Here is a 14,069-nt window from a genome sequence, read left to right on the forward strand (position 1 = left end):
CCCGGTCTGCAACGGGTCGGTCGCAATCGAAATTTCCGCCATGCCGCGTTGCCAGACCGGGCCACCCGTCCTCTCGAACGTCGCCCCCGGCACAATGGTGCGCGTGTTCAACTTCACGGGCAACACGGCGAGCTGGACTGTAGGCGTCAACATACTGGCGATCGCAAACAACAAAATGGCGGAATTCGTGTTCTACGACGATGGCGGCACTGGCCGTTGGTTGATCACTCAGAGCAACGTTGACGCGAAAAGGTGGCCGTAACGGCTTTCCATTTGTCATCGAGCCGGGGGAACTGCCCTCGGCTCGATATTAACGTAAAACCGGGTGACGCAATAGGTCGTTGGGTTCGGAAAAGCGTCGAAGTCCTGCCTGAACGTGATTGCGGTGACTCGCGTCCAATCGACGACGCCCTGAAAGTCAGAACGCTTAAAGAGGATACCCCGAGGCTGACCTTGCCAATACGCGTTGCCCGCACTCTGGCCGAACTTGTCCCGAACCGTAATTGCAAACACGTCCGCGGTTCGCCCAGCGGAAACAGTAAAGTAGTCGACCCAGAAGCAGGCCACGTTCGACAAGTTGACGGGAGGAGAAACAAGACTGCAGTTCACTTGCAGATAGTAAGTCCAAGTCATCTCGGCCGTTGTAGTGACCATTTGTTTGCGATTGCCGATTGAGAGCGTCAACGTACCGCCGTTCGTGAAACTCCCGACTTGCACCTGGGCTGCGCGTCGGGGGAAGAGGCATTGGGACCTTGGAAGATCGAACCACTCGTTGCCCCCAGACTGGTTTTTCGTAAACGACTCTTGGTAGAGCGGCGTGTCGAAGCGGTCAATGTCGACGAACTTATAGTGCTGATCCTGACCGAGGCAGAGGGCGGCCGTGAGGGCAACGGTCATAGTGTCTTCATTCTATCGCAGCTTTTCCAGAATCGCGGATGCTAGCGTCCGTCGGAGGGTTTCCTGGCCATGGCATAAAGTGCGAGTGGCCGGGGTGATGTCGCGTGCCCTCCGGACGGGCGGCCCGGTCTGGCAACGGCGTCCACGCTTCATTTGGCTGCCTCCAGACTCCGAAAGCCTCTTGCTCCCGACAACGGACGGACTTAGTCTGGAGGCTTGACGGACGACGGGTGGCAGGGGTGAAACGGGATGTCCGTGCCCGTTTGCACCCCTGTCTGAAGGACCACGGCCCGCAAGGTAACGTCCCCCCGGTGCGCAGGCGGACGTTCAACGATCCCGGACACGCCCACGAGCTCACGTTCTCGACCTACAGGAGGGCCAGGCTCTTTTGGATGCCTCCAGACTTCGAAGGCCTCCCGCTCCCGACAACGGACCCACTTAGTCTGGAGGCTTGACGGACCGATCATGACGGTAACCTCCGCCCTTCTTGGCCAGGTATCGGCACTATCAGAACCGGGGTGGCCCGGGCGACGACGTTTTCGTCACGACGACGTGCCTGGACTTCGCGCTGCTGTTCGCCCGGCCGGAGATGCGCTCTGCGGTCGGGGCTTCGCTGCTCGGCGACCTCGACCACTATGGTGCGGTCCTGCACGCCTACGTCGTCATGCCGCACCACGTCCATCTTGTCGTGCGGGCGCCTTCCGATATGGGGCCACCCGCCCTGATGCAGCGGCTCAAGAAGAACGCCGCCGACCGGCTGCTCCCCTTGCTAGAGCCCGATGAAGCCGCCCAACTGTCGCAGCAGGAAGGTCTGGACGGACGTCGGTTCTGGAAGCGGTCGTTCCGTTCGCTGGTGCTCGAGAGAGACCGCACCTTCTGGCAGAAAGTGGGCTACGTCCACCAGAACCCGGTCCGTGCCGGCCTGGCCGTACGGGCCGAGGACTACCCATGGTCGAGCGCCCGAGCGATGAAGTCCGGAAGGTGGTCGTGGGAGGAAGGCTGCCTGCAGGCGTGCTTGGAGTCGGTGCGGACGAAGCCTCCAGACTAGTTTCGGCGGCGCGCGGTGTGAGGTGGTGTCCGGAGTCTGGAGGCAGCAACGTCAGACCGGCCCTTGAAGCCGCGTGTTGTGAGCCGGTGCGGACGAAGCCTCCAGACTAGGCCCGGCGGCGTGCGGTCTGAGGTGGTGTCCGGAGTCTGGAGGCAGCAACCTCGCCAGAAGACGTTCCTTCGGGACCGGGGTGCAACGGGCACGGATTATCCCGTTCACCACGGCCACCCGTTGGTCGCGCCCACAAGCGTGCCACCCATCGGGAGGCTCACCCTAGGGTGGGGCCACCCCCCGCCGCAAGAGAGAAGCCGGGAGCCAGAGGTGCCGGGCGGTTTCGTGCTCAATACCCGCCGGCCTCAAAAGATTTTGCTAAAAAGTGTGGGGGTCGGACGAAGAGATGTGGAACAGGGTTCCTAAGGCTCGGCGCAGGCAAGGTCGTCTCACGATCGTTGGCCGGCGAGGGGCTGGAGGAAACGAACCATGGCAAACATCGCCTATTCCGCACTCGTCAACGCCGTCCGCGGCAAGATCGGCACCGTCGTGTTCATGAACGCGAAAAGCGGCCCGACCGCCCGTGTCAAGGCCGGGGTCCGCAACCCCAAATCCTTGGCGCAGAGGGCGGTCCGAGGCTACTTGAGCAAGGCCGCCAAAACGTTCGAAGGCCTGACGTCTGCCCAGGCCGACGCCTGGAACGCCTACGGTGCCGGCCAAGTCCGCCACAACCCTGTGACAGGCGAAACCTATCCGCTCAGTGGCATCAGCGCCTACGTCGAGCTGGCGGTCAAGTTCCTGCAGCTCACTCCGACGGGCACGCTTCCGGTGACGCCTCCCGCCACAGACTTCACGGGAGACACGATCACGCTGACGGCGACGGCAGGGACGGGCCAGATCACGCTGACCGCCAGCGGGGCCAGTCAGCTCGGGGTCACGTGTGAAGTCCTCCTACAGAAGCTACCGGGCCGCAACCGGAAGCCGAACCCCGACGGCTACGTCCACGCCGCGTTCAAGCTCTTCGCTTCCGGCTCGCTGGACCTCGTCGTCCCGGTGCCTCCGGGCTTCTATGCCGCCGCCTACCGGTTCGTGAAGAACACGACGGGCCAAGCGACCGACCTTGTCGCCTTGCCGGTCCAGACCGTCACGCTGATGGTCGAAGGCGGCGGAAACGTCGCGAAGAAGAAAGCGGCCTGACGACGGACGGGGAGCGAGGACTCACGACAGCGGGCCCGACCGCCCGTCCACGCTCCCCATCGATCCTTGCCTGCCCGACCCTCGGGTCAACCGGAAGGTTGACAGGCCACGGGCCTCCACCGAAGGGGAGGCCAGGGTGGGCCGGAGCGCGTGGTGCCGGCCCCTCAGCTTGCCGGAAAGCGAGGATCTTGGCGGTACAGCCAGATCTGGCCCGTGTGGTACGCCGGGTGTTGCACCACGCGCCAGAGTCCGGCCACGCCCGGCACGACAGGCCCGAGCGGAGTCTCCACCGGACGCTCCAGCACCTCCGCGGTCGGGGCGTCCACGATCGGCCGGAAGCGGTCGCCACTGAACTCGAGGGCCGTTTTGAGGCGGTCGGGCGTCATGTCGGCGTCTTCGAACGGGAACGGGTCGTCGGTGATGAACTTGGCCCGCACGCAATCCTCGATGCGCTCGGAGTAAGGCGTGAGGACGGGCGGCTGGGGGCCGAGACGGTCGGAGAACCAGACCTCCGAACCGGCCATGTGGTACGTCATCTCGCCGATGTTGCAGGCGCCGGGATGCGGGCGCCAGACGAGCTGCGCCGGGGTCAGCCCCTCGAGCGCTTGAGCCAGGCGCTCGCGGGTGAACCGCCACACTTCGCCATAGGGAGACATGACGAAAGTGTAGCGGATGAGGCGGTGGTCAAGGCTTCTTCGCCGGCAACCGCCGGAACTCGAGGGTCATGGACTTGCCGTCGAACGCGTACTGGAAGCCGAGGAACGCGTTGACGTCGGCGAACTTGACGAACGGTCGGCCGCCGACCACCGCGACAGGCATGACCGCCTGCTCTCCGCTCAGTTCGAGCTTGGCGGTCTTGTCGCCGACCGAGACGACCTGCCCGCCGAAATAGTCGGTGAAGTCTTCGACGGACACCCAGACGCGCGAACTGCGGTGGAAAGCCTCGACCGAGAAGTGACGGCCCTCGAAGACGATCTTCACCGGCCGGTCAGGCGAGGAAACGGGGTCGGGCGGTCGGGGTGCGGAGCCGTCCAAGGGCGGCACGAGCGCACCGATGGCGCGGCGCGCGGCAGGCGCCTTGATGTCTCCGCCGTTCTGCCGGACGGTGTCGAGCAGTTGCGCGACCGTCCTACCGACCGGGATCTGAAAGTGCGGTTCGTCGACCGGGTTCTTCCAGTCCCCGCCCCACTCCAAGCCCGACTCCTTCCCTATCTTGCCGACCTTTTTATAGAGCGGGGACTCCTCGAGATAGTCGCCGTTCTTGAAGAGCCCGACGTCCCAGGCGATCCCATAGTTGTGGTTGCTCTGTCCCCCTCGGGCGTTGGTCACCTTCTGGCCCGGCTTGGTGCGGCCCTGGGCGTACAGTTCGTCCTGCTCGGCGAACGTGCGCGTCCCGCTGACGATGCGGACGTCATAGCCGGCGTCGAGCACGGCCTGGAGGAACCTCCGCGCGTGGGCTTCGGCTTCAGGGAGAAGGGTTTTCAGGTGTTTTTCGCTTTGCTTGTCGAACGGCATCGTGACGGCCCTCGCGTCCGCTGTCTTCAGCGGATTGTGCACTTCTGAACGGGCCGAGGGCGCCCGAGTCAACCGAGACGTCCGAAAACTTCGACAAGGGCGTACGCTCGACGAGGGTGACGTCGGTCTCCGCGGGGCTAAACTCGCGGCGAGGCCGACCATGTCCGTTCTGCGTACGATCCTCTGCACCTGCGCCGCGTCGATGGCGCTCTTCGCTTCCGCCCAAGGGTCGCTGCTCGATCGCCTGGCCCAGCCGCAGGACGGTCGGAGCATGCGGGAGAGCAGCAGTTTCCGCATGGGCAAGGACGGGAAGTACGATCCGAAGTCGCCCTTCACGAAGGACTTGGACGAGCACAGCAACCGGGACAACTTCCGGGTGCCGCCCGGCCAGACCCACGTTCTGATGGACGCGAAAGGACCGGGCGTCATCACGCACATCTGGTTGACGTTCCTGGGCCCGGAAGTGCAGGACTGGGCGCCGAAAGGGAGCGCGACCCACCAAGAGATGCTCCTGAGGATCTATTGGGACGGCGACTCGAAGCCGGGCGTGGAGGCGCCCGTGGGCGATTTCTTCGCGAACTGCTTCGGCAAACGCTCGCCCGTCGTCAGCATCCCGGTCATGGTCGAGGACGGGGACAGTTACAACTGCTTCTGGAACATGCCGTTCCGCAAGTCGGCCCGGATCGAGATCGTGAACCAAGGGTCGCAGAACATCAACCTGCTCTATTACAACGTCGACTGGATCAAGAAGGACAGCCTGCCGAAGGACACGCCCTACTTCTATGCCCAGTACAGGCAGGAGTATCCGGTCGAGAACGGCAAGGACTACACGATCCTCGAAACGGAGGGCAAGGGGCACTACGTCGGGACGGTGCTGGCCGTCCGGTCGCGGAGCCCCTCATGGTTCGGTGAGGGCGACGAACGGATCTTCATCGACGGGGAGAAAGAGCCTTCGATCCAGGGGACGGGCACCGAGGACTATTTCTTGAGCGCCTGGGGCCTGCAGACGACGAGCACGCCCTATTCGGGGACGCCGTATTTCGACCAATGGGGGATCGTGGGCGGGCACACGAGCGCCTATCGCTGGCACCTGAACGACCCGGTCGTCTTCCAGAAAGGCATCAAGGTGGCGATCGAGCACTTCGGATGGATCTCGCCTGACGAAAACCCGAAGTACGTCGCGAACAGTTGGAACGAGCGCGAGGACGACTTCTCGTCTGTGGCGTTCTGGTACCAGACGGGGAAGCCGACCTTTACGGCGCGAGCGCCGGCTGAAAGGAAGCTACCGGACATCGAACGGGTGACGGCTTTCGCCCGGGACGGCGAAAAGCACGGCGCGGGCTCGGTACAACTCCAGCAGCTCGACCTCTATGACGGAAAGCAGGTGCTGTATTCTCCCGTCGTCAAGCCATCGGGCGACAAACCGTCTCCTGACGAAACGTGGATCGAGATCCCGTTCGACATTAAGAAGAAGGAACCATTGCGGCTCCTCTTGAACATGACGACGAGCTACGACTTCGGCATCTACGAGGCCACCTTGACGACCGAAGGGCTCTCGCCGCTGGGCGGATACAAGCTCGGCGGCCCTCTGGACCTCTACTCGGACAAGGTGAAGAACCGCGAATTCCACCTTCTCGACTTCTGGCCCGATCCTGGCCGTTATTGGCTCCGGCTCCGGTGCGTCGGAAAGAACGCGGCGTCCCAGGGGTACTTGCTCGGCATCGAGTCCGTGCGCCTGCGCGAGCGGCGGCCCCGGGTGGAGAAGATGGGTTGGGACCGGGACAAGGACTGGCGCAAGGAACTCAAGCTATACGGCTAATGCCGCAGCGACGGGAACGGGAGTCGCGATGGCGGCGTCTGGGAGACTCAGGCGCCGGCCATGGACATTACTCCTCCCAAAACATACGTGGCCCTCGTCGACGAGTACATCGCCAAGGGCGAGCGGCTCATGACGGCGGCATCGCCCGAAGAAGGCCGTGCGCTCGAAGAGGAGATGCAGGTGCTCTTCGACGCGATCCAGGCTTTCGAAGACGTACCGGGATTCCCGAGCGGACAAGACCAGACGGCACGTCTGCGTTTCTTGGACTGGGAAGACAAGCACGGCGTGCCCGATGACGGGCCATAAGCTTCTGCCCATGGAATAATCGGGGCCCATGCCTCTGCCCGGACCGCTCGAACTCCTGCAGGAACTCGTGTCCTTACCCGGGCCGCCGGGGCAAGAAGACGCCGTTCGCGAGGCCGTCGGGCGGCACGTCGCAGCTCTCGGCTTGAAGGCCGAGACCGATCCGAAGGGCAACCTCTTGGTGAAGGTCGGGCACGGCGATCCGAAAGTGGTCGTGACCGCCCACATGGACGAAATCGCCATGTTCGTCAGGGGCATCGGCCACGACGGGTCGTTGCTTGTCGGTGCGATGGGCGGGCTCCATCCGTGGAAACTGGGCGAAGGCCCGGTCCAGGTCTTGGCCGACGCAGGGCCGATCGACGGGGTCCTCGGATTCGGATCCGTCCATACGGAAGCGCCGGGATCGGTCGTACGGTCGGCCGACGACGACGGTCTGGACTGGGACATGGCTTCGGTCTTGACGGGCCTCGACCCGGACACGCTCATGGACGCGGGGGTCCGACCGGGAACGAGGGTCGTCGTCCATCCCTCCCGGCGCGGACTGACGAAACTTGGCGAGTTGGTCGCGGGATACTTTCTCGACGACCGCGCCGACCTGGTCGCGTGGTTGCTCGCCCTTGAGGAGTCGAAAGACGGGGCTGCTTGCGCCTTGTTCGTCGCGACGGCCTCCGAAGAGGTCGGCGGCGAAGGCGCCCTTTACGTCCTCCACCGCACCCAGCCCGACGTCTGCATCGCCTTGGAACTGGGACCGGTCGTCGACGACGCGCCTGTGGAGTTGAACGACCAACCCACCGTTTGGTCGAACGACAGTTACGCCGCGATGTCCCCGGCGGACGCGCGCCTTCTAGACGACGTCGCCTCGGGACTTGGACTCGACCTCCAGTTCCAAGCCCTGTCTCGGGGCGGAAGCGACGCTTCGTGCGCTGCGAGCCACGGCCTCTGCGCGCGCCCGGTCACCCTAGGCATCCCGATGGCCAACAGCCACGGTTACGAAGTCGTCCATCCCCGGGCGATGGTGAACCTGGCCCGTCTGACGTCGGCGCTCGTCACCCGGCTTTCTTCACCCTGAAGTCCGTTCCAGGCCGGTGCTAAGATGCGGTCATGCCCACCGAAGCCAGAGCCTGCATCCTTGAGGAACCCGGCGCGCCAGCGGTCGTTCGCGACATCGTCATCGACGCACCCGGCCCGAACGAAGTCCTGGTCCGGCTTACTGCGAGCGGCGTCTGCCACACCGATCTGACCGTCAAGAACCTCAACGGCAACGGGATGCCTTTCCCGATCGTGCTCGGTCATGAAGGTGCGGGCATCGTGCAAGAGGTGGGGGAGGGCGTCAAGAACCTTCAGCCCGGCGACCCGGTCGTCATCGCCTACCGCGCGCCTTGCGAGATGTGTCCCGCCTGCTTGCGCGGCGATCCCCGACACTGTTATGCGGCCCTGCGGCCGCAGCCTCGGATCCGGCGGAAGACCGACGGTGCACTCTGCTCACAGGTCTTAAGGTGCGGCACCTTTGCGACGCACACCGTCGTCCATGCGAAGGCGGCGATCAAGATGCCGGACGTCATGCCGTTAGACCGCGCGTGCCTGATCGCTTGCGGCGTGATCACGGGCGTGGGCGCGACCATGTTCACGACCCCGGTCTTCGCAGGGTCGAGGGTGGCGGTGATCGGGTGCGGCGGGGTCGGATTGAGCGTCCTGCAGGGTGCACGGCTCCAGCACGCCCGGCAAGTGATCGCGGTCGACGTCAACCCGGTGAAGCTCGACTGGGCGCGCAAGTTCGGTGCGACCCATACGGTGAACGCCCGTGAATGCGACCCTGTCCTCGAGGTGCGGAGCCTGACGGAGGACGGTTGGGACGGCGGCGTCGAATTCGCGTTCGAGGCGACCGGCATCCCCGCCTGCACGGAGCAGGCGGTCCGGATGCTGAGTTACGGCGGAACGGCCACGACGATCGGCTTCCCGGCTGCGAGCGACGCGGTGAACCTCAACCTGGGCGACATGGCGACCGGCGTCTACTGGAACAAAGCGGGCCTCAACGTGTGTCATTGCGGCGACGCGCTCCCTTCGACGGACTTCCCGCTCATGGCCCAGCTTTACCTGGAGGGCAAGCTGGACTTGGACGGCATGGTGACGCGCCGGATCACACTGGACGACGTGGAAGACGCGTTCCACGAGATGGAAACGGGCGACGTCATCCGGTCCGTCATCGTACTTTGAACCTGGACCGGGGGGACGGAGCCGCACCTGCAAGATTACGGTGACGATGTGCCGACAATCCCGTATAGGGCTCCGACAAGGATGCCCTGACATCTGATCGGAGAAAGCCGTGAACAACATCCAACGCACAGCGGCCCAGGTTCCAAACCTGGCCGAAATCGCGGGCGGTTCGCCCGCTGCGGCGGTCCGGAGGGCCGCCGAAGGGCCAAAACCTCAGAGGACGGCAGGCAACGACGTCCTCGGTACGCCCGTCGACAAAGCGAACCTGTCCCGACCGGGCCAGATCTACGGAAAGCTCGAAGAGCTGAAGGCTCAAGATCCGGCCAAGTACAAAGACCTCGTCAGCAAGACGGCGGCGCACGTCCAGCGTGCCGCCGACGATGCGACGGGCCACGAGCAGACGTTCCTGAACGGCCTCGCCGCCAAGTTCGCCAAAGCGGCCGACGGCGACCTGACCGCGCTCAAGCCGCCGTCGCAGAACCTCGATCCCCGGGTCGCGGCTTATGCGAAGCAACGCAGAACGGGCCCGCCCGAACACTTGCTCATGCGGCACGCCAATGGCGGACCGGACATGACCAACGGCCATAACAAGGCCTTGGACGATGCGATCGGATCGTTGACCGAAGCCCTCGGACTTGGAACCGTCTTCGACGGGCCGTCCAAAACAGCGGCCTGATCCGGACGCATCCGAGACCGTTCGGCATCCGTACCGTACGGTTTTATGACGAACAGGGGCACGGGACGTCAGACGATCCCGTGCTCCTGCATGAACCGGGTGTTCTGCCGCCAGTCCGGGCGGACTTTGACAAAGGTCTCGAGGAAGACCTTCCCGTCGATCATCTCCTCGATCTCCTCGCGTGCTTCCGTGCCGATGCGCTTGAGCATCGCTCCCCCTTTACCGATCAAGATCCCTTTCTGACCTTCCGTCTCGACGAGCACGACGACGGAGATCCTTGTCAGTCCTGGCGTCTCCTCCCAGTTCTCGACGTACGTCGCGACCGCATGGGGGACTTCCTTGTGGGTCTTGCGGAGCGCCTTCTCACGGACGAGTTCGGCCGCCAACGTCCGGACGGACTGGTCCGTCACTTGTTCGTCGGGATAGAGCGGCTCGCCTTCGGGCAGGGCCTCGACCACGAGTTCGACAAGTCTGCCGACGTTCTGCAGCTTCGTGAAGGAGGTCATCATGTTCCGCTCCGTCCCGTAGAGTCCGAGGTAGGCCTCGTAGTTCGTCTCGACGTGCGCGGGTTTGAGGACGTCCATCTTGTTCAGGCTCAGCACCACAGGTTTGCCCGCCGCCACCCGCTTGATCAGTGCCGCAAGTTCCTCGTCGTCCTTGCCGGGATGGCGGCTCACGTCGACGACGGCGAGGACCACGTCGATACCGTCAAGGGACTGCCGGACCGTTTCGTTCAGGATCGAGCCGAGTTTGTGCTTCGAGGCATGGAGGCCGGGGGTGTCGGCGAAGACGATCTGGGCGTCGCTCCGCGTATGGATCCCGAGGATCCGCCGCCGCGTCGTCTGGGCTTTGTCCGAAACGATCGAGACTTTTTGCCCGACGATGGTGTTGACCAGCGTACTCTTGCCGACGTTCGGTTTCCCGACGACGGCGACCACGCCCGCCCGATAGGCCCCCATGTCAGTCCCTCTTTCGGAACATGACGTTCAGCGCCTTCGGGTCGGCGTCTCGTTCGCTCCGCCCGTCGCCGCCGCTTTCGGAGACGCTTCGCCGCCGTCGCCGACGACGGCCACGGCTCCTTTGCACGTCTTCGGACGGCTCGTCGGAGTCTTCGGTCACTTCGAGCATGGACGGCTTCAGCAAGAGGTCGTCGGCGAGTTCCTCGCTCCAGCTTTCCTCGACCCACTCGTCGAGCTTCATGATCGGCACGTCGAACCGCATCATGTCCCAGTGGAGGGTGTTGTCTTCCCTCTGGACGGGTCCGACCAGCTTGAGCAGGTCGTCCGGGTCGCGGGCCAGGATGCCCTCGATGTCCGCACGGGTCCCCACTAAGAAGCAGTGGGTCGAGCCGTCGAGGGCCTGGAAGCGCAGGCTGTTGCCTTCGGTCGACATCCATTCCCGGTCGATGACGTTGTACGCCGACCACTTGTCAGGAAGCGCCAAAGTCCGTGGCCCGGTCTCCCTGCAGTGGACGGTCAAGAACGGCGGGCGGGCATGGACGACATCGTTCTGGAAGCTCCAGACGTGGGCCCTCGCCATCTGGCCGAGCGAACGGAACAGACCGGGGGTGACGATCGGTTCGCCCAAGAACACGGAGTGCCACTTCCCGGTGAACTCGCTCGCGAAGGTTCGTTCGACATAGCTCGGAAGGCCGGAGTGCGAGTACTCGCCGTGGACGACACCGTCCTCGGGAATCGCGAAGTAACTCGGCTCGAGCTGTCCACCCTTGGCCAAGGCTTGCTCGGGAAGGTTCTGGCACAGCGGGTCGCGGCTGTTGAGGATCGTCGTACCGGAGCGGCTGTTGAACGGTTGCGGCCGGAGCGCGATGCCCGTCACTTCGCGGACGCGTTCGAGGCTTTCGCGGCCGCCTTCGAACAGTCCGGCGCTGTAGAGCCAGAAAAGCACCTTGCCGTCGCGCTGGAGCCTGGTCTTGATCGCACTACGGACTTCCGGCCGGATGTCCCACGCGTTGACAAAGACGTGGAGCTTGCACTCGGGGAAGTTCTCGCGGTGGGCGAGGTCGCTCAAAAGGTAGAAACCGGCGCTCAGACCTGACCGGAGCACCGACTCCCGGACGTTCTGGACCAGGGCCTCGAACGCTCGACCGTCGACCAGGTAGGCGAGCGACCGCTCGTCGACGAACACGGCGACGTCGGGGTCCGTCGGCTGGGCGCCCATCGCCCACACCAAGGCGTCCTGGATCGCCTTCGCCCTTTCCCAGATCCCTCGCGACGCCAACCAACCATTGCCCCATGTGTCCATCCAAGCCGCGCCGGAGCTATGGGCCAGAGCCGAGCCGGCGCCCCTCCAATGGACGCTGCCGAGGGCCTGCGGAGTCTTCATAACCGGATTGAAGTCGTCCGGTTCCTTTTGGCCGCTGATCGGTGTCTTGAAGTCCTCTTCGCTGACGTACAGCTTGCCGTTCAAGGCGAAACTGTCGATCGGCGCCGGGAACCCGGCCGCGCTTCCCGGTTCCCTGCCCTTGTAGCTGGGAGGGCCGCCGATGTAATCGATGTCGGGACAGCGCAGAAGCTTTCCGAGCGAGAGGTGGCCGTTCGACGGGTGCGACCACTCGAAGGTGTAACCATAGCTGACGCCGACCAGGAAACGACCCTCGCTTGCGACACGGGCCGCATACGCGAGGTCTCCTAACCGTTCGCACGTCGCGTCGCTCAGGAAAAGGTGGTAGTCCACCCACCGCCGGGCTTTCCGGTCGGTCCGGACGAAGCCCTTCTCCGATTGTCGCATCTCCTGGAACTCGGGCACGTTGACCGTCTGGAAGTCCACGTTGCCGTCGAACCACGCGGCGCGCAACGAGACGACGTCGTCGCGGTAACGGTGACGCAGCCATTCCCGGAACTTCTCGGTGGCCGCGACCGAAGTGTCGTAACCGACCGCCTCGGACTGGAACCATTCGCCGCGCTCGAGGTGGACACCGAGCACGCGCTTGTCCGCGTCGACCTTCTTGAGCTTCCGAAGGTACGACTGGAGACACTCTTGGGCCGCTGTCCAAAACTCGTCGTCGCAGATGCTCGGATCGGCGGGTTGTCCGTCCTCACCGGTGTACGAACCCTTGGGGAACTCTTTCTCGCTACCGGACGGGGCGACGAAGACCGTCCTGAAGACCACTCGGGAATCGGGATCGATCGCCCGCATTCGCTTCAGCAGGAACCCAGAGAGCCCGACGGCCTCGTCGACCGACCCGTCGTCGACGACGAGCTCGATCAAAAACGAGAACAGGTGGATTCCGCACTCGGAGGCGAGTTTCGCCTCTTCGAGGACGGTGGCAAGACGGCCCTCGTCGTCCGCCGAGGCGAAGAACATGAGCGGCGGGATGACCTTGCCGTCCGCGACGATGATCGGGACACCGTCCCTCACGACGACCTGGGCCGCGTCTTCAGGGACCGCGACAGGCTCGCGGCGAGGAAGCCGGTCGGGCTCGGGAGCGGACAGGACTTCGACCGTCTCACCGACGGCGACGGCCTCGCGCTCACGAGGCGGACGGCTTTCGCGTGGCTCGCGGCCTCCCCGCTCGCGGGGCTCCCGGCCGCCCTGCTCCCTAGGCTCCCGTCCGACTTGCTCACGGTGCTGCCGTGCCTTACGGGACCGCGACCGGCGAGGGGCCAAGTCTGGGGCCTGCTGTCCCTCTGCTCCGCCCTCCTCCGGAACGGCCCGTCGTTCGGGAGCGGCACCGGGCGACCGCCACTTGGGAACCGGAAAACTCGGGTCGCCGAACGATATGGATTCCTCTTGTTCATGCCTGTCGGCCGTCGCTTCCACGGCCTTAGACCGACCGGACGGCCTGCGCCGTCCCCGCTCAGGTGCGGCTTGGGGCGCTTCGGGCTCCTTCGGTCCTTCGGAGGCTTGGCTGCGGGAACGGGAGCGCGACGTGGACGCCGGCGGAGGCTTGACCGCTTCCGGTTCTTTCTCCTGGACAGGCTTGGCCGCCCCCGGTCCGCGCCGGGTCTTGGCCGCTTTGGCCATGATCTCGCGCTCTTCTTGGACTTCTTCGAACAAGGTCTTCTTGCGGCCCGCCGCTTTCGGAGCTTCCGTCAACGGTCGAGAAGCCTCTGCGGGAGCCGCCTTTCCGAACAGGGGCTTGGCTTTCGCCTTAGCGGCGGCCGGGGTCGGGGCCGGAGCCTGTACGGTCTTTTCGGTTTTCGTCGTCGCTCGTTTCGTCGTCTTCGGCTTTGTGGAGGCCTTGTCCTGTTCTGTCGCCCCGCTTTCGGTCTTTTGTGTTTTTCTGGCCATCTCGGCTCTTCCGTAATCCGTCGCTTGCTGAAGGCGGCGCACCCGGGCTTTCAAGGCACGGCAGGGCGCAGATCGTACGCTTCACGCAAGGATCAATGGAGTATGGCAGATAGCGTCTTCGACGTCCTGTCCTGGACCAGGCCCGGATTCTACGCCCT

At 64.5% G+C, this 14,069-nt stretch carries 13 protein-coding genes; 8 read left to right on the forward strand and 5 right to left on the reverse strand.

Annotation, left to right across the window (positions count from 1 at the left end):
* The first annotated feature begins 40 nt into the window (after positions 1–40).
* The gene (locus tag JST30_00005; protein ID MBS1712694.1) at positions 41–262 is read left to right on the forward strand and encodes a hypothetical protein; all 222 of its coding nucleotides are present in this window, start codon (positions 41–43) and stop codon (positions 260–262) included.
* 14 nt (positions 263–276) lie between these two features.
* Here JST30_00005 and JST30_00010 read toward each other — a convergent pair whose 3' ends face one another.
* Positions 277–897 carry a hypothetical protein gene (locus tag JST30_00010; GenBank protein ID MBS1712695.1) on the reverse strand — a complete coding sequence of 207 codons (621 nt, stop codon included), beginning with the start codon at positions 895–897 and terminating at the stop codon, positions 277–279.
* A 487-nt stretch (positions 898–1,384) separates the two neighbouring features.
* Between JST30_00010 and JST30_00015 the strand changes: the two genes are divergently transcribed.
* Both JST30_00015 and JST30_00020 read left to right on the forward strand, forming a co-directional pair.
* Positions 1,385–1,945, forward strand: a complete 561-nt coding sequence (locus JST30_00015; protein ID MBS1712696.1) for a transposase — start codon at positions 1,385–1,387, stop codon at positions 1,943–1,945.
* Between the two features lie 480 nt (positions 1,946–2,425).
* Positions 2,426–3,133 carry a hypothetical protein gene (locus JST30_00020; protein MBS1712697.1) on the forward strand — a complete coding sequence of 236 codons (708 nt, stop codon included), beginning with the start codon at positions 2,426–2,428 and terminating at the stop codon, positions 3,131–3,133.
* Between the two features lie 164 nt (positions 3,134–3,297).
* On the opposite strand, the gene JST30_00025 is transcribed toward JST30_00020, so the two are convergent.
* On the reverse strand, positions 3,298–3,789 hold the full coding sequence (locus tag JST30_00025) for a DinB family protein (GenBank protein ID MBS1712698.1): 492 nt from the start codon (positions 3,787–3,789) through the stop codon (positions 3,298–3,300).
* Positions 3,790–3,817: 28 nt separating this feature from the next.
* Positions 3,818–4,648, reverse strand: a complete 831-nt coding sequence (locus JST30_00030) for a M15 family metallopeptidase (GenBank protein MBS1712699.1) — start codon at positions 4,646–4,648, stop codon at positions 3,818–3,820.
* 160 nt (positions 4,649–4,808) lie between these two features.
* Here JST30_00030 and JST30_00035 point away from each other — a divergent pair, with 160 nt between their 5' ends.
* The 5 genes from JST30_00035 to JST30_00055 all read left to right on the forward strand — a co-directional run bounded on the left by JST30_00035 (position 4,809) and on the right by JST30_00055 (position 9,660).
* On the forward strand, positions 4,809–6,467 hold the full coding sequence (locus JST30_00035) for a DUF2961 domain-containing protein (GenBank protein ID MBS1712700.1): 1,659 nt from the start codon (positions 4,809–4,811) through the stop codon (positions 6,465–6,467).
* A 60-nt stretch (positions 6,468–6,527) separates the two neighbouring features.
* Positions 6,528–6,773, forward strand: coding sequence for a hypothetical protein (locus JST30_00040; GenBank protein MBS1712701.1), 246 nt, complete (start codon positions 6,528–6,530; stop codon positions 6,771–6,773).
* A gap of 28 nt (positions 6,774–6,801) precedes the next feature.
* Complete coding sequence (locus JST30_00045) at positions 6,802–7,839, forward strand: hypothetical protein (GenBank protein MBS1712702.1); 1,038 nt, start codon at positions 6,802–6,804, stop codon at positions 7,837–7,839.
* Positions 7,840–7,871: 32 nt separating this feature from the next.
* Entirely contained in the window at positions 7,872–8,984 is a 1,113-nt protein-coding gene (locus JST30_00050) for an alcohol dehydrogenase catalytic domain-containing protein (protein MBS1712703.1), read from the forward strand.
* 109 nt (positions 8,985–9,093) lie between these two features.
* Positions 9,094–9,660 (forward strand): hypothetical protein, encoded by a 567-nt coding sequence (locus JST30_00055; protein MBS1712704.1) that lies wholly within the window; start codon positions 9,094–9,096, stop codon positions 9,658–9,660.
* 68 nt (positions 9,661–9,728) lie between these two features.
* Here the strand turns inward: JST30_00055 and era are convergent, their stop codons facing one another.
* Entirely contained in the window at positions 9,729–10,619 is an 891-nt protein-coding gene (era, locus tag JST30_00060; GenBank protein ID MBS1712705.1) for a GTPase Era, read from the reverse strand.
* A 1-nt stretch (position 10,620) separates the two neighbouring features.
* Positions 10,621–13,911 (reverse strand): hypothetical protein, encoded by a 3,291-nt coding sequence (locus JST30_00065; GenBank protein MBS1712706.1) that lies wholly within the window; start codon positions 13,909–13,911, stop codon positions 10,621–10,623.
* Between the last annotated feature and the right edge of the window lie 158 nt (positions 13,912–14,069).

Source organism: Armatimonadota bacterium (assembly GCA_018268395.1).
Lineage (GTDB): Bacteria > Armatimonadota > Fimbriimonadia > Fimbriimonadales > Fimbriimonadaceae > JAEURO01.